General features: G+C 42.6%; 13 protein-coding genes and 1 tRNA gene. 3 read left to right on the top strand and 11 right to left on the bottom strand.

The window, feature by feature from the left end; genetic code table 11:
* Nucleotides 1–27: 27 nt before the first annotated feature.
* The 9 genes from uvrB to AC3E9V_RS04335 form a co-directional block, all read right to left on the bottom strand.
* Nucleotides 28–2,061: an excinuclease ABC subunit UvrB gene (uvrB, locus tag AC3E9V_RS04375; RefSeq protein WP_488751970.1), complete on the bottom strand. Its 2,034-nt coding sequence runs from the start codon at nt 2,059–2,061 to the stop codon at nt 28–30.
* A 3-nt stretch (nt 2,062–2,064) separates the two neighbouring features.
* Nucleotides 2,065–2,811, bottom strand: coding sequence for a shikimate dehydrogenase family protein (locus tag AC3E9V_RS04370; protein WP_488751969.1), 747 nt, complete (start codon nt 2,809–2,811; stop codon nt 2,065–2,067).
* Nucleotides 2,812–3,690, bottom strand: a complete 879-nt coding sequence (locus AC3E9V_RS04365) for a DUF368 domain-containing protein (protein WP_488751968.1) — start codon at nt 3,688–3,690, stop codon at nt 2,812–2,814. It abuts the gene before it with no gap.
* Nucleotides 3,691–3,738: 48 nt separating this feature from the next.
* Nucleotides 3,739–4,506: a phosphosulfolactate synthase gene (locus AC3E9V_RS04360; RefSeq protein ID WP_488751967.1), complete on the bottom strand. Its 768-nt coding sequence runs from the start codon at nt 4,504–4,506 to the stop codon at nt 3,739–3,741.
* A gap of 69 nt (nt 4,507–4,575) precedes the next feature.
* Nucleotides 4,576–5,979 carry a tetratricopeptide repeat protein gene (locus AC3E9V_RS04355; RefSeq protein ID WP_488751966.1) on the bottom strand — a complete coding sequence of 468 codons (1,404 nt, stop codon included), beginning with the start codon at nt 5,977–5,979 and terminating at the stop codon, nt 4,576–4,578.
* A 98-nt stretch (nt 5,980–6,077) separates the two neighbouring features.
* Nucleotides 6,078–6,782, bottom strand: coding sequence for a tyrosine-protein phosphatase (locus AC3E9V_RS04350; RefSeq protein ID WP_488751965.1), 705 nt, complete (start codon nt 6,780–6,782; stop codon nt 6,078–6,080).
* A gap of 27 nt (nt 6,783–6,809) precedes the next feature.
* Nucleotides 6,810–9,167, bottom strand: a complete 2,358-nt coding sequence (locus AC3E9V_RS04345) for a GumC family protein (RefSeq protein ID WP_488751964.1) — start codon at nt 9,165–9,167, stop codon at nt 6,810–6,812.
* Nucleotides 9,164–9,952 (bottom strand): polysaccharide biosynthesis/export family protein, encoded by a 789-nt coding sequence (locus AC3E9V_RS04340; protein ID WP_488751963.1) that lies wholly within the window; start codon nt 9,950–9,952, stop codon nt 9,164–9,166. Before AC3E9V_RS04340 ends, AC3E9V_RS04345 begins: the two co-directional genes overlap by 4 nt.
* A 67-nt stretch (nt 9,953–10,019) precedes the next feature.
* Nucleotides 10,020–11,132 (bottom strand): glycosyltransferase family 4 protein, encoded by a 1,113-nt coding sequence (locus AC3E9V_RS04335; RefSeq protein ID WP_488751962.1) that lies wholly within the window; start codon nt 11,130–11,132, stop codon nt 10,020–10,022.
* Between the two features lie 96 nt (nt 11,133–11,228).
* Between AC3E9V_RS04335 and hflX the strand changes: the two genes are divergently transcribed.
* From hflX to AC3E9V_RS04320, 3 genes are all read left to right on the top strand, one after another.
* Nucleotides 11,229–12,368, top strand: a complete 1,140-nt coding sequence (hflX, locus tag AC3E9V_RS04330; RefSeq protein WP_488751961.1) for a GTPase HflX — start codon at nt 11,229–11,231, stop codon at nt 12,366–12,368.
* A gap of 65 nt (nt 12,369–12,433) precedes the next feature.
* Nucleotides 12,434–12,505: transfer RNA gene (locus AC3E9V_RS04325), tRNA-Arg, on the top strand.
* 259 nt (nt 12,506–12,764) lie between these two features.
* Nucleotides 12,765–13,526 carry a hypothetical protein gene (locus AC3E9V_RS04320; RefSeq protein ID WP_488751960.1) on the top strand — a complete coding sequence of 254 codons (762 nt, stop codon included), beginning with the start codon at nt 12,765–12,767 and terminating at the stop codon, nt 13,524–13,526.
* A 69-nt stretch (nt 13,527–13,595) separates the two neighbouring features.
* Here the strand turns inward: AC3E9V_RS04320 and AC3E9V_RS04315 are convergent, their stop codons facing one another.
* Both AC3E9V_RS04315 and AC3E9V_RS04310 read right to left on the bottom strand, forming a co-directional pair.
* Complete coding sequence (locus AC3E9V_RS04315) at nt 13,596–14,996, bottom strand: peptidoglycan DD-metalloendopeptidase family protein (RefSeq protein ID WP_488751959.1); 1,401 nt, start codon at nt 14,994–14,996, stop codon at nt 13,596–13,598.
* Nucleotides 14,983–15,366 carry a BlaI/MecI/CopY family transcriptional regulator gene (locus tag AC3E9V_RS04310; protein WP_488751958.1) on the bottom strand — a complete coding sequence of 128 codons (384 nt, stop codon included), beginning with the start codon at nt 15,364–15,366 and terminating at the stop codon, nt 14,983–14,985. Before AC3E9V_RS04310 ends, AC3E9V_RS04315 begins: the two co-directional genes overlap by 14 nt.
* Nucleotides 15,367–15,504 lie beyond the last annotated feature (138 nt).

The raw sequence follows: 15,504 nt of genomic DNA, 5'->3' as shown, positions 1-15,504 counted from the left end.
AAAAAAAGGCTAAAATACAATGATTGACTAAAAAGACTGCTTTTTACCCCCGATCATCTTCTCGATTTCCTGAAGTTCGTCCCTTAATCGGGCAGCTTCCATAAAATCAAGATCTTTGGCTGCTGTTTCCATCTTCTTACGAGTATCGTTGGCGAGTTTGTTAAGTTGATCCTTTGACATGTAAGCTACCACAGGATCTGCTGCCACGCTCCTCTCCTCTTCGCCGGTATAGTATTTTTGTGTGCCGCGTTTCTTATCTGAAGAAGATCCTCGCTGCAAGACTGATTCCCGGTTTTTAATAATGGTTTTAGGCGTAATGCCATGTTCTTCATTGTATGCCTGCTGAATACTCCTTCTGCGGTTCGTCTCATCGATGGATCGCTGCATGCTGTCCGTGATCTTATCTGCATACATGATGACCATTCCATTCTCATTTCGTGCTGCCCGACCGATGGTCTGAACCAGCGACCGTTCGTTTCGCAGGAAACCCTCCTTGTCCGCATCAAGAATCGTCACCAGAGAGACCTCCGGCAGGTCCAGTCCTTCTCTGAGAAGATTTACTCCGACCAACACATCAAAAATACCTTCACGCAATTCTCTCAAAATTTCCACCCTGTCGAGGGTGTCTACCTCTGAGTGAATGTATTTAGTCTTGACCCCGGCATTCATTAAATATTTGGTCAGTTCTTCTGCCATGCGTTTGGTCAGCGTAGTGACCAAAACACGCTCATGTCGCTCAGCTCTTAAATGTATTTCTTCCAGCAGGTCATCGATCTGATTGGCACTGGGACGTACATCTATGATCGGGTCAAGAAGGCCAGTAGGCCGGATAAGCTGCTCCACCACTACCCCTTCTGATTTTCTAAGCTCATACTCAGAGGGAGTAGCACTGACGAAAATGACCTGGTTAAGCATTTCTTCAAATTCATTAAATGTCAGCGGACGATTATCGAGTGCTGACGGTAACCTGAACCCATAATCCACGAGGTTTACTTTCCTGCTTCGATCACCGCCCCACATGGCCCGTACCTGGGGCACGGTCACATGGCTCTCATCTATGATCATCAGGTAGTCATCCGGAAAATAATCCAGTAAGCAGAAGGGCCGGGCTCCCGGATTTCTGCGATCAAAATACCTCGAATAATTCTCTACACCTGAACAATAACCAATTTCCCTGATCATCTCAAGGTCAAATTCCGTCCGTTCTTTGAGCCGTTTAGCTTCAAGAAATCGTCTTTCCTCCTCAAAGAACTGAACCTGAGCCACCATATCATCCTGTATTTCAGTAATAGCCACATTCAGCTGATCCTTACCCGTCACGAAAAGGTTTGCCGGAAAGATCGTAACAATACGCTCCTCGGATATCTTTTCTCCAGTTTCAGGGTCTATGCGATGAATCGCCTCTACCTCATCTCCCCAGAAAATAAACCGATATGCAAAGTCCGCATAGGCTACAAACACGTCTACAGTGTCCCCTTTCACCCTGAAGTTTCCTCTTTTAAATTCCGCCTCTGTCCGGCTATAAAGGATATCTACCAGCTTAAAAAGAAATTGATTTCTGGGAAGCTCTTCTCCTTCCTGAACTTTAATGACATTTTTACCAAACTCCTCCGGGTTGCCTATACCGTAGATGCACGATACAGAAGCCACAACGATGACATCTCGCCTTCCTGACAACAAAGCAGATGTAGCGCTGAGGCGGAGTTTTTCTATTTCTTCGTTGATAGAAAGGTCTTTCTCAATATAAAGGTTTGTTGTAGGAATAAAAGCTTCCGGCTGGTAGTAATCATAGTAGGAAATAAAGTACTCTACGGCATTCTCCGGGAAAAAGCTTTTAAACTCACCATATAGCTGTGCCGCCAGTGTTTTATTATGACAGAGCACCAATGTAGGGCGTTCTACCTCCTGTACCACATTGGCCATAGTAAAAGTCTTCCCTGAACCTGTCACACCCAGAAGTACCTGTGCGGGTTCTCCATTCTTAATACCTTCTGAAAGCTGAGCGATGGCCTGTGGCTGATCTCCTGTAGGCACATACTCAGAAGTAATTTTAAAATCCATGAATTAATAGGTCCATATTTCCCAGGCGCGATCGGCCTGCAAATACAGCATTTCCAACCCGTTTTTGGTCCGGGCTCCCCGGCTTCTCCCCTCTCTCATAAATGCTGTCTCCTCCGGGTTGTAAACGAGATCATACAGGTATTGTTCCGGTCTTATTAAGTCATACGGGATGTCTGGTTTTCCGTCAATATCAGGATGCATCCCAAGCGGTGTAGTGTTTACGATCATATCCGCCTGCCCCATATGCGAAGGATCGTTTTTCAAATCATCATAGGTCAGATCAGCTTTTCCTGCCTGCCTGGAAACCAGCTTATAATTGACGCCCAGGTCCAGGAAGGCAGCCTCCACTGCTTTGGAAGCACCGCCAGCACCAAGCACCAAGGCATTCCTGATCATTTGTCTATCCTGAAAATAGTTTTGAACAGACAGCTTAAAGCCATAAAAATCACTGTTGTAGCCCACAAGCTTGCCATTTTCTTTCTTGACCACATTTACTGCTTCTACTTTTTGGGCACTGCTGTCAAGACGATCTAAAAACCGCTGGATGTTTTCCTTATGAGGAACAGTAACGTTTACCCCAATCAGATCAGGGTATCTTTCCCAAATGGGTGGGAAGTCTTTCAGGTATTCAATCTCAAAAAGCTGATACTTGTGATTGTTACTCAACCCAAGTTGCTCAAACTTTTCTTTAAAATAAGTCCGGGAAAAAGAGTGCCCGAGCGGGTACCCAACAAGTCCAAATCTTTTCATTTAAGCAATTTTTCTACCTATCCACTCCAGTGCGATTACTATCACAAAACCGAGCAGGAAAAAAAGTATTGCTAAATATAATTCATTTGGCTGACCTGTAATAGCACTATAGGAAACAGGTGAAAGATTTCTAAAGCGCTCGTCAATGGTTTCCTTCCAGGGCCAGATCTTATTCAATGATCCCAACATGAACCCTGACAAGGTAGCTAAAGTAGCTCCCCTGTACTTCTGCAATAACCAGTGGATTAATTTCGAGAAAGAAATAATCCCAACACCGCACCCGGAAGCAAAAACCAAAATAGTCAGGATATCCAGGGTCTTAACGGCATTCAAAACATACTCATACTTACCCAAAAGCAATAGGATAAATGCTCCGGAAATACCCGGGAGGATCATGGCACAAATAGCCACAGCTCCGGAAATAAAAATGTACAGATATCCAGTAGGTGTATTGGTAGGTGTCAGAGAAGTAATCAGAAATGCAACGGCTATACCAATTAGTAAGAAAACATACGAAACTGGTTTCCTTTCTTTAGGAAGCACATAAAATGCCGACACGAGAATGAGTCCGAAGAAAAATGACCACAGAGGAATAGGCTCATTTTCCATAAGGTAAGTGACCAGCTTTGCTAAAGAAAAAATGCTGACCAAAATCCCAAGAAATACATTTACCAAAAAAGCCCCATTGATCTGTTTCCAAAAGGCCTGTAAGTCGAGCCTAAGGATCAGCTTTAATGCTAAAGCATCGATAGATTTAATTGAATTGATAAGCTCTTCATAAATTCCTGTGATCAATGCAATGGTACCGCCTGAAACCCCCGGGATAACGTCAGCACCTCCCATAGCCATGCCTTTCAGGAATAATCTGATCCTTTTCATCAATCCAATGTAGGGTTTAGGCGCATTCTTAGAAAATAGAACCTACGGTTATTTTAATTTATCCAGAAAATGATCGAAGGTATCCCCTCTCAGACCAAGCCTGATGGTTTCTAATGGGATCACTTCATTTGGCGCAATATTTCCAAGGTTTACATTCGCACCGATCAATTTTATAAACCATACCTGCTGAGCTTTTTGCGGAGCTTCCCAAAGGATCTTCTCTTCGGGTATCTTGGTAAGGATCTCCTCCACAAGTCCCTGTCGTACCTCACCGGAATCCCTGAAGAGGCCTACGTTACCACTCTCACGCGCCTCACCTATCACTTTCCACGCACCTGCATCCAGCTCCGTTTGCATTTGCTCTATCCACTTGTATGGAGGGATGATCTTAGCCACATCTTTAGAACCTACCTCACTCAATACAGTTACCTGCTTGGCCAGGGTATGGATCATCTCACACTTTTTATCATGATCGAGCTCTATGGAACCGTCGGATACCTCTGCATACTCCAGCTCCAGATCATCAAGTACTTTTTGATAATCTTCAAACTGGCCACGGACTATAAAAGCTTCAAACAAAGTTCCTCCCAGATATACCGGGACGTTGGCCGCTTTATATACAGCTAGTTTTTCTTTTAGATTTTTTGTCACATAAGAAGTAGCCCAGCCCAGCTTTACAATATCTATGTAATCGCCTGAAATGCTAAGCATATCTTCTGTCTCTCTTATACTAAGTCCTTTATCCATAACCATGGTAAAACCAGTGGTTCTGGGCTTAGATGTCCTTTCCGGAATCTGATTCAAGTAATAGTTCATAGGGATACTTTACTCACCAAAATTTTCAAGCCCCAAAAATCAAAAATTCTGATGAAAATGACCCAAATATTATGAATTGTTTTTGCGATATTGATCTATGATCTTAAAAAGGGCTTTTTGCGTCTGCAGATTGGGAAAATAGTCAAATAACTGAAGGTGTCCTTCATAATCAAGGATCAAAGCGGTCTCAAGTCGATTGATAGCCATCTTGTATCGCCCATTTTCGATAAGGTATACCACACTCCGGTAATAAAGGTTGGCATCATCAGGTATTTCCGCAAGCCCCTCTTCCACAATGTTTTGGGCCTGATCAAAATCACCCTGCTCATAAAATACATTGGACCAGTCCAGCCAGACCTCCGGATTTTCAGGATCCATTTCACTAGCCTCAGCATAGGCTTCTAATGCGGAAACAATGTTGCCGATCTTAGACTCGGCATCAGCTACAGCTTTCCAGTATAAGCCGTTTTCCACATCCAGTTTGAGGGCTTTATTCAGAAAGTGGATGGCTTCATGCCACTTTTCCTGAAGCGACAGACTGACTCCAAGCCCATACCATGCTTCATGGTATAGCTGATCAAGTTTGGTGGCTTTTTGATAGTGTTTTACTGCCAGGTCATAATGCCCCATTTTCTCATAAGCAGCACCTACATGGCAGTAGGTCTCAGCTGTTGGCCCTTCAATCTCCAGGGTCTTAGTGTAGGCATTCAGGGCTTTATCAAACAGCTCCATGTTCATATAAGTGTTCCCTATATTGAAATGAGCGCTGCTGAAATCATCATCAATAGCAATGGCATACTCGTAAGCATCTATGGCCTCCTCATATTTCTCCAGCTTGTTGTAAACGATCCCCAGGTTGTACCAGGCATATTCCGAATACGGATCCTGATCAATAAACTTCTTATAATACGAAAGACTGCTCTCGAGCTCTCCGGTAAGATCCAGGCAATAAGCCAGCTCATACAAGGCATTTTCATTGAGCATGTTGTACTCAATAGCTTTTTTATAGCTTTCAGCAGCTTCCTCAAACCTGTTCATCCCCTGATAGGCCAGGCCTATGCTATAATAAATTTCGTCTTTCTCCTCCATGTAGTCCAGAGTCTGCTCATAGCATACTATAGCAGCCTCATATTGAGACATTAACGAATGGATTGTGCCTTTCTGAAGGAGAATTTCCGGATCGTTGGGGTGAAATGACAAAGCCTCATCAAGCGTATTCAGTGCATCCAGATGCCTGTCCAGCTTCACCAGCAGGTCCGCTTTTTCCATGACAATGTCCAGAGAAAACGGAAACTGCTCCAGCCCAAACTGACATGCCTTTAGCCCAGCTCCGAATTTTTCATGATTTTGGTAGTAGGAAATGACCTGCAGATAAGTATCCTCATCAAAGTAATAGGTCTCCCGATTCTTAAGGAATGCTTCAAACTTTCGTATCAACTCCCTCTCTTCCTTGCGCTTATACTCTTCTTGCATATAAAAAAGTTAAACTACGTGATTGAAGTTTTAACAATATACTTTAAAATCCCATGCCTTTAACCAACCCATGGCAAAAGTTATCCACATAAAACACGCTAAATCAATTCCGCGTTCAGCAACTCCCGGGGTTTTACTTTTTTGTTTAACGCCCGCTTTAATACATTAGTCTGACGAGCCCTGTGAATATCCGAACCAATAAAATCAACAAGTCCTTTATTCCACAGGTTTTCTGCTACTTTTCTGGATTTATCACCATAAACCCCAACGAAAGAGGTGGCGGTGATCTGGAGCCTCACTCCACTTTCACGTATTTCATGCAGCCAGGAGAGATCATCCTCCAGATATAAATAACGCTCCGGATGCGCCAAAACTGGCGTATAACCAGCTGATTTTAGCTTAAATATGGCTTCATTGAAAATAAGGGGTCTGGAATAGAACGCTGTCTCTACCAGTACGTATTTTCCTCCGAAAGAAAGAATCTCTTTCTCAATGAATTTTAGAAAGTGCTCATCAATAAAATACTCTGCGGCCGCCTCCAGATCTATCGTAAGCTCACTATCTTCAATTTTTTCTCTAAGTACTTCACAGCGTTGCAAAATGTTTTGTGGAGTATTTGGGTAATGATCAGTATAGATATGAGGGGTAGTGATCACCTTCTTATAACCCAGGTCCTGAAAGACCCGCAGGATCTCGATGGCTTCATCATAGGATGTGACCCCATCATCAAGTCCTGGGAGTAGATGACTATGAATGTCTACCTTTTGCCTTAAAGACCTTTTCTCTGAAAACCAACCAAGCATAACCTACCTCAATGGGCCGCAAAGGTATCAGCTTTTTTTAGTTTCTTCGTAATATCCATAACCGTATCCATACCCATAGCCATAGCCGTACCCGTAACCACCCCGTCCACCGGGTTTCAGGGAGTTAAAGATTACGGACAGGTTTTTAAATCGGTTTACGGTTTTCAGCCCTTCGATAGATTTCACAAACGATCTTTTGGAATAATCTGCCCGCACCACGTACAGCTGAATATCCGATTTCTTCATTGATAACACAGCGTCTGTAACGAGCCCTACTGGCGGCGTATCCAAAATAACCACATCGTAATGCTTTTTGAGGTTTTCTAAAACCTTGTCGTACTCTTCATTCAGGATCAGCTCAGAAGGGTTGGGCGGATTTGGACCGGCAGGGATGTAATCAAGGTTTTCTATGGAAGAAGTTCGGATGGTCTCCTTCAGCTTACTCTTCCCTATCAGTAATGTACTCATCCCATTGGGTGATGCATCATCTCCAAAGGCAATGTGGACTTTGGGTTTTCGCATATCCAGGTCAACTATACACACCTTTTGTTTGGAGAAAGCTATGATTGCTCCGAGGTTTACCGCAACAAAGGTCTTCCCTTCTCCTGATACTGTTGAGGTAATAGTTATAAGCTTGGTGTCTTTTTTGCCGTTGATAAAGTCCATATTGGTTCTGATGGTCCTCAGGGATTCACTAACAGCCGATTTTGAACCTGGTTTTACAACCAGCCTGGTTAAGGGTAATTTCTCAGATGAATACTCCGGCACAGTGCCAATGACCGGAACACTGATCAACCGTTCAAGCTCTTTCAGGCTACTTATTTTATTATGAAACAGGTACCGGACCAGTATGAACCCCAGGGATATCACCAAACCAACTGTGATGCCAATTCCATAGATCATCAAAGGTTGAGGCTTGATGGGGGTGGATGGCAGAGATGCAGGAGAAAGGATCACAAAGTTGGTTACTGTACCGGCACGGGTAATTTCAAGCTCCATTTTGGACTGACGGAGAGAAAGCAAAAACTCCTCTTGTAAAGAATAAAAGCGCTTGTTTTTATTATACTCAGTCCCCATGGAAGGCAGTTCAACAAAGCTATTCTCCAGATTAGCTCTTCTGACCTGGATACTACTAAGCTGACTTTCTAAACTTTCGATATAGTTTTCTACAGTTTGCAGCAGGTCACTCTCTATGGCGCTGAGTTGTTTATTTATCTGCCGGATCACATGGGTATTTTCGTTGTAAGAGCCAAGCTTAAGCGACCGTTCCGTGAGGATTTTTTCATATTCATCCACATCTTCTCTGACAGAGGGGGGCATTCGGTTAAATATTGCCGGATTGATCATCAGAGGTTCTTCTGATTTAAGCTGCTCCTTCAGCAACTCTGCATCGGAGAGACGCACCCTTAAATTAAACCTGCTGGAATCCAGGTAGTCCAGTTGCCGAATGGTTTTTGCCAGATCACTCTGAAGATTTACCGTACGGTTTTCAATAGTAAAGGTCTCAAAGTAGGTTTCAAATTCTTCCAGCTTTTGCTCCGTGTCACTTATCTGGGCATTGAGAAAGCTGATCTTCTGCTCTATGGTCTTATTTTTAGCTTCCTTCGTGTATTCCAGGTAAATGGTGTCTATAGCCGTCACCAGGTCTCTGGCTTTATATTTATTATAATCCGCTAATGATATACGGATGGTTTTGGCATTAAAGTTTTCAGGCCGGACTTCTACATTATTTTGAAAATACCTGATCAGAGCATCTCGGCTGTTGACTGTAAAAAAGTACCTTCCCTCCACCAGGGGAAGCGAGAAGTCCTGTGTCTTGTCTATCCTGAAATTGAAATGGCTGGTTTGGATATCCTCCCCATACCTATACGACTGCTGAAATTCCTCATCCCCCCAGGTATACTCCAGGGTAAAAGTGTCATTACCTTCTATTATCAGGTCAATGGGTTTATCGTAAAATGAACCATTTTTAATCAGGTAAGAAACCACAAAAGGATTGTTTCGGTAGCGTTCATCCACGAGGTATCTCCCATAGTAATAATAGGAAACATCCAGGTTAACAGCATCAATGACCTGTGAGAAGAAAAGCTTTGATTTCAATATCTCTATCTCTCCTGAAAGCTCGCTTAAATCTATCGCTTCCATATTTGCAAGACCCAGGGTCTTGGCCTCACTCTGAAAGTCCAGCTTCAAAACGGATTCTGACTCGAAAAGGGGCTTGGTATAACGAACATAAAGGTAGGCCAATGCACAAGTGACAGTCATAAACAAGACACACCACAGCATACTCTTTCTGAGAACAAAAAGAAACTTCTCCGGATCAAAAGAATTGATAAAATCATCCTCCGGACGCTCCATTCGTTTATTTTGCAATTCTTCTGTCACCTCGCTAAGTTCTGGACCACAACAATTAATGTAAGCACGCTCGATGCAAGGCTAAGCACAGGCGAGACATCCCGTAAAGACTCAATCCAAGGTCTTCTCCAGGGCACCACATAGATTATATCGCCAGACTCCACTTCTACTATAGAATTTTTCATTCCGCTTACAGTGGCCAGGTCGATTTGGTAAACTTCGGGATTAGCCAGATCTCCCCTGATTAATTTTATGTTTTGCGCCTTGGCACCCAGGTTTAGTCCTCCGTATAGAGCCAGCACTTCTACCAGGGAGGTGTTTTCATTTTGAATGGGAATAACCTTCCCTCCATTTGCTCCCAGCACTATCACTCTCCGATTTAGTACGATGAGTCTCACGAAGCTTCCTTTGTAATACTCATCGAAACTTTCTTCTAACATCGTTTCTGCCTCGTCTACAGTCAATCCGGTTATTTTTTTCTTTCCTACTACCGGAAACTTCACCGTACCTTCAGTCTGAACTAAGTATTGAAATTGTTTTTTTGCCTGTAAGGCTTGATTATTCAGCCCCTGAGAAAGTTCGAAATTTGGGTCTACAATACGCTCACCATCATTGGTAAAAACGTCCAGTTGGATAATGTCATCCACCTGCAGCCTGTAATTTCTTTCAGCCTGGGAAACAGGAGTGGCTAAATCTGAAGCTGTGAAATTTTCATCCAGGCGAAACATGATGTCCTGCTTATATGCTCTGCAGGATGACAGCAACACAACACCACAAAGTAGTACTCCTAAACGGACAGTAAATGATTTTTTCATAAAGAAATGCGGCTGTTTTGTTGCTCGAAGGTAAATATAAAGGTAAAAATATCGTAGCAGCGCAAATTTAGACTGGTTTTGTAAGTTCTTCGATCTTACGCAAATATTGATCGATGACCAGTTTTTGGTCATAGCGGTTTACAATGCTTTCACGGGCTTTCTCGCCCATCTCTGCCCGCTCCTGGCTGGAAAGGGAAAGATAAAGCCGTAGTTTGCCCGCAAGGTCATTAGGTTTTAGCGGTTTACACAAAAAACCTGTCTCACCGTCCCTTACTACTTGTCTGCATCCGGGCACATCAGTGGCAATAAGCGCTTTACCCATTGCACCGGCCTCAAGCAGGGTTTTTGGCGTCCCTTCCCGGTAAGAGGGCAACACCACGGCATCAGCTTCTCGCAGAAAAACCCTTATATCCTCTACATGATCGTGATATTCGATCAAGCCTTCATCCACCCAGGCTTCCAGCTCAGCCCTTTTTATCGACCTGGAGTGTTGCTCATCTAAACTTCCGACCAACATAAACCTGGCCTTCACGCCATGTCTTTTAGCAATTTTAATTGCATCAATGTAGTCGTATACTCCTTTTTCCACCAGCAACCTGGATACCATCAAAAAAGCAGGTGTCTCATTAAGAGTCGAATTAGCAGGTTGGAAATGATCAGTATCTACTCCTGAGCCCGGAAGTAAACTGGTTTTTGCCCGATCTACAGGCACCTGGTCTAAAAAATCATTTTGATCATCCTCGTTTTGGAAGAAAACCCATGAACTAAAACGGAACGCCATGGAGTAGAGCGATACAGCAAGTGTGCGAACATACCCTTTCCAAAGAAAAACGGTTCCAAGACCGCTGACATTGCAAATTACAGGTATCCTTAAAAGCCCACTCAACAATGATGTATAAATATTTGGTTTGATGGTGTAAGTAAGTATGACATCCGGGCGAGCTCTTCTCAGTACACTCATCAAACGAATCATCAAACCCAAATCTTTCACGGGATTCATACCGCTACCACTCATAGCTACCGGGTAAAAGTGACAACCTTCATCGGTCAGCTTTTGAGAATATTCATCCTCCGGCGCTATAGCACAGACTTCATGCCCCTCACTGAGGAGCTGACGGACCAGTCCCAAACGAAAATTATAGATGTTCCAGCTTGTATTTATGATTATAGCTACTTTCACTTTAGCCAGAGAATAAATGCCTGTAGATTTTGGTTAATTTTGAAACTTAGTACTCACAATATATGTACTGTTATCAATAATAGCGCGAAAAATTATATGATTGAAACCAAAAAAGAGGCAGAATACGGTGTATTGGTGGCGGTGGCCCCAAAATCTCAATCAGATGAAAAAACACAGGAGTACCTTGATGAGTTGGAGTTTCTGGCTCAGACATTGAATATAAATATTCTGAAGAGTTATTCACAAAAGCTGGAGCATCCTGACCCGAGAAGCTTTATCGGTAAGGGAAAGCTTGCAGAAGTGAAAGAATACGTAAAAGCCAGGGATGTAAAAAATGTCATTTTTGATGATGATCTGTCTCCATCACAGCTCCGCAACCTGGAGCGGGAGTTTAAAGTGAAGATCTACGACCGCAGCCTCTTGATACTGGATATTTTTCTCAAGCGAGCAAAAACAAACCAGGCAAAAACCCAGGTGGAGCTGGCCAGGTATGAATACCTTTTGCCAAGGCTAACCCGAATGTGGACTCACCTGGAGCGTCAGCGTGGTGGTACCAGTACACGTGGTGGTGCTGGGGAGAAAGAGATTGAGACCGATAGAAGGAACATCCGCAACCAGATTAACATCCTCCGCAAAAAACTGGACAAGATAGAAACCCAGGCGGCCACAAGGCGGAAATCACGAGATGGAATCGTGCGACTAGCCCTGGTAGGTTACACAAATGCCGGGAAATCTACCCTGATGCGCCTGATTAGTAAAGAAAAAGTATATGCAAAGGATGAGTTGTTTGCAACGGTAGACTCTACCGTTCGGAAAGTCGTTATCGACCAAATCCCTTTTTTACTTTCAGACACTGTCGGTTTTATCAGAAAGCTCCCTCACAGCCTGATCGAGTCCTTTAAATCTACTTTGGAAGAAGTAAAAGAAGCTGATATTCTGCTCCATGTAGTTGATGCATCTAATCCGGCGTATGAAGAGCACATCGAGGTAGTGGAACAAACCCTTGATGAGATCGGCGCTGCGGACATCAGGACGATCAAAATCTTCAATAAAGTGGACAAAGTAGAGGACATTTCTTCATTACATAGTGGGGTTAACGGAAAGTCCTATCCGTCTATCTTTGTTTCGGCAAAAACAAAATATCATATCCAGGAGCTTAGGGATTTAATTGGAAAAGAGGCCAAAAAAGAGCATCTGAAGATCTATCCGCATTACCTGCAACCGGAACAATACTGATTAATCAGCATACTAATTGCCTTGACAGATGTATTTTGCTATTTTTGCGCCTCTCGAAAGAGACTGGCCCCGTAGTTCAATGGATAGAATAGAAGTTTCCTAAACTTTTGATACAGGTTCGATTCCTGTCGGGGCTACTTTAATGTTTATTTTCTATCAAAATCCTAAACTCTAGATCCAGTGTGGACGACTAGTCCGCGTCGGCGGTCCGATTCGATTCCTGGAGAGGCTACTTAATTTCCTTTTTCAAAATCCCTGCCTTCGGAAATACATGCCAAAGTGAGTCTTTCTCATTCCAGTCCACTATCACTATCAATTCAAAAATTTTGCTCCATACGATTAAAAAAATTGGATCAAATGCAAAAAAATCTTAATTTTATCGTAAATGGCATTATTATGATAAAAAATATAATTTTTTCAATTATTATCATAACCTCTGCCGCCTTAACTATTTTCCCTTTTCTGGATCTGTCCAGTGTCAATGATAATAATTATGTAGCCCTGATCAATGCAGGGCTTGGGGTTTTCGGAGTGCTTCTTTTTTTAGGGAGATCTGCGCTCTCGAGGTTTGTTTTCTTGTTGTGGATACTTCTGCAACTTGTAGTTGTCCAGCTGCCTGAAAAATTGATGATCAATTTTCCAGGATTGGATTTCGGTCCGTTAGAGCTAACCGTGATAAGTTTCACCCAATATTTCACGTATTTACTTGAAGGACAAACGGTAAGTTTCAATGGCTACCTGATCCAGTTCAATATAGTACCTCTTGCTTACCTACTGATCTTCCTTATACCAGCTAAAACCACTAAGAAGGTGGGAGTAAAGATCAGAGAAGCAGCTGAAGACACTTTTGAACTAAGACTCTTCCGGTGGAATAAGCTTATGGAACACATTACCCCCCAAAGAGTGAAAGTAGTTCAAAAAGTGGATTTCGGAGATAGCCAAAACTGGCTGCTCGTGACACTATCCAAACCCATCAAATTCAAAAGCGGAAAGGTTATATACAATGCACTGATCAAACCCAAAGACGATAAGAATTTCAGGAAAAATCAACCTGGTCAGCTGGGATACTTCAGGCTTCTGAAAAGCCGAAAGCCTCTGAGGAATGGGCAATTAGACCTGAAAAATACCACCTTCGTTGATTGGGTCTTTGTTAAGTAAATCCCTCTTGTTTAGCCATATATGAAAAAAGCGCCGATCTGGCGCTTTTTTCAATTCATCAACTCTCTTCTATTCTTTGTCTTCCTTCTTTTTCATTTTGAATTCATAGTCCCGGATGTAATTAGCAGGATCTACATGTTTGCCATCTTTCATCACTTCATAGTGAAGGTGTGGAGCAGTGGACCTGCCGGAGCTACCCACTAATGCTATGACATCACCTTTTTTCACTGCCTGTCCTTCTGAGACTTTAAATTCAGAAAGCTGAGCATATCTTGTGACAAAGGTTCCATGCTGAATGACAATCCTTTTGCCATAGCCATTGGGATATGTTTCCACCTCAATAACCTTTCCGTCAGCGGTCGCCAATACCGGCGTTCCCAACGGGGCTGAAAAATCCACCCCAAAATGGTACCTCTCCTTCTTGGAAAAAGGGTCTATTCGTTTGCCGAACCCCGAACTCATCCTGACTCTGGACTCCCTATACTCTACAGGCATAATGGATGGTTCCGGGTCAGGTACTTCCAGATCAGGAATCTCCGGCTCTATCATCACGGTGATTTCTCCTTCAATCCAGCTAAAGTTTCTATTCACTTCCCTGGATGAAAAAGCGAAAACTACTGAAAGAATAACCGGCACGGCAATCAAATAATACCATCCGGATTGTTTTTTATGTGATTTGTTCATCATTACAATTCGTTTTTTAATCATTGAAAAATTGAAATGACTCACCAAACCAGAATATGCAAGCGAACTGAGTTGTGCAAATAGAATCTCCTGGTACTCAACTGGGTCCTGAAGTTCTCTAACCACCGCTTCATCTGCCTGAAATTCGTGGATTTCGATGAGTGCTCTTCGGTACAAATAGATGAAGGGATTGAACCAAAACAGAGCAACATAAAAATCCACCAGCAGCCGATCCAACGAATGGAACTGCCGCACATGTGCACGCTCATGGGCCATGATTTTTTCAAATGCTTCAGTCCCAAATATTTTTTCAGGAATGAAAACATTATTCAGAAAACTGAATGGCTTATCATGAGGTATTACATAGAGATTAACTTCTTGCTTTTTTACATACTTACTTTTCTTTTTTAGCTGATTAAGAATAATCAGGTGAAACAACGACTTAAGAAAAAATACACCTCCCAGCAGACAATAAAAGGGCACTAAAAACTCAAACCATGAAAATTGACTTCCGGATACTTTATTGTCCACATTGATTTTTTTAGCAATCCAATCTGATTCTGAAACCCAATGAAATGAACCCGTGTCATCTACAATTGGTACATCTGCAAAAGATGGAAACTCTAATGAAGGAATAGCCAAAGCCAGCAAAAGTGTACCCAGGAGATACGCCCGATTCCAGGCGTGAGTGGTGCGGTTACGCATCAGTAAATAATATACCGAATAAAAAACCACTAGTATCAGCGACCCTTTCAAAAGGTATACTAATGCATCATTTATCTCCATCCTTCTGCTTATTTATCTGCTCATCTATCATAGACCTGATCTCCTTTAGCTCCTCTACAGAAAGCTCATTGTCCCTGGCAAAGAAGGATGCAAACTGCCTGGTAGAGTTACCAAAAAAACTATTAAGCAGGCCTTTGAAGAACTGTTTAGTGTATTTCTCCTTACTCACCTCAGGAAAGTACTCCCGCACTTTTCCGTGAGTTTTATAATCAATAAAACCTTTTTTCACCAACACATTGACCACCGTAGAAATGGTGGTATATGCTGGCCGTGGTTCAGGATACTGCTCTACAATATCTTTCAGGTAGGCGCTTTTTAGCTCCCACAGGTATTGCATCAGTTGTTCCTCTGCTTTGGTCAATTCCTTCATACAGCAATACTATAACTATAATCATAATTATACAACTATTTTTATAGTAATAAATTCAAAAATGTAATCAATACTTTAGAAATGGAGATTTTTTAAATAAATTTCTAGATGAAAATCTCAAAAGAAGCGGAATTTCAA

It is taken from the genome of Marinoscillum sp. HNIBRBA16962 (assembly GCF_057801515.1).
Note: the sequence above shows the minus strand (reverse complement) of the source record. Positions and strands in the feature narration are given on the sequence as shown.

What these genes read in the sequence shown, in the direction of transcription:
- uvrB (WP_488751970.1), bottom strand. Translation starts at nt 2,061, where the DNA reads ATGGATTTTAAAATTACTTCTGAGTATGTGCCTACAGGAGATCAGCCA.
- AC3E9V_RS04370 (WP_488751969.1), bottom strand. Translation starts at nt 2,811, where the DNA reads ATGAAAAGATTTGGACTTGTTGGGTACCCGCTCGGGCACTCTTTTTCC.
- AC3E9V_RS04365 (WP_488751968.1), bottom strand. Translation starts at nt 3,690, where the DNA reads ATGAAAAGGATCAGATTATTCCTGAAAGGCATGGCTATGGGAGGTGCT.
- AC3E9V_RS04360 (WP_488751967.1), bottom strand. Translation starts at nt 4,506, where the DNA reads ATGAACTATTACTTGAATCAGATTCCGGAAAGGACATCTAAGCCCAGA.
- AC3E9V_RS04355 (WP_488751966.1), bottom strand. Translation starts at nt 5,979, where the DNA reads ATGCAAGAAGAGTATAAGCGCAAGGAAGAGAGGGAGTTGATACGAAAG.
- AC3E9V_RS04350 (WP_488751965.1), bottom strand. Translation starts at nt 6,782, where the DNA reads ATGCTTGGTTGGTTTTCAGAGAAAAGGTCTTTAAGGCAAAAGGTAGAC.
- AC3E9V_RS04340 (WP_488751963.1), bottom strand. Translation starts at nt 9,952, where the DNA reads ATGAAAAAATCATTTACTGTCCGTTTAGGAGTACTACTTTGTGGTGTT.
- hflX (WP_488751961.1), top strand. Translation starts at nt 11,229, where the DNA reads ATGATTGAAACCAAAAAAGAGGCAGAATACGGTGTATTGGTGGCGGTG.
- AC3E9V_RS04320 (WP_488751960.1), top strand. Translation starts at nt 12,765, where the DNA reads ATGATAAAAAATATAATTTTTTCAATTATTATCATAACCTCTGCCGCC.
- AC3E9V_RS04315 (WP_488751959.1), bottom strand. Translation starts at nt 14,996, where the DNA reads ATGGAGATAAATGATGCATTAGTATACCTTTTGAAAGGGTCGCTGATA.
- AC3E9V_RS04310 (WP_488751958.1), bottom strand. Translation starts at nt 15,366, where the DNA reads ATGAAGGAATTGACCAAAGCAGAGGAACAACTGATGCAATACCTGTGG.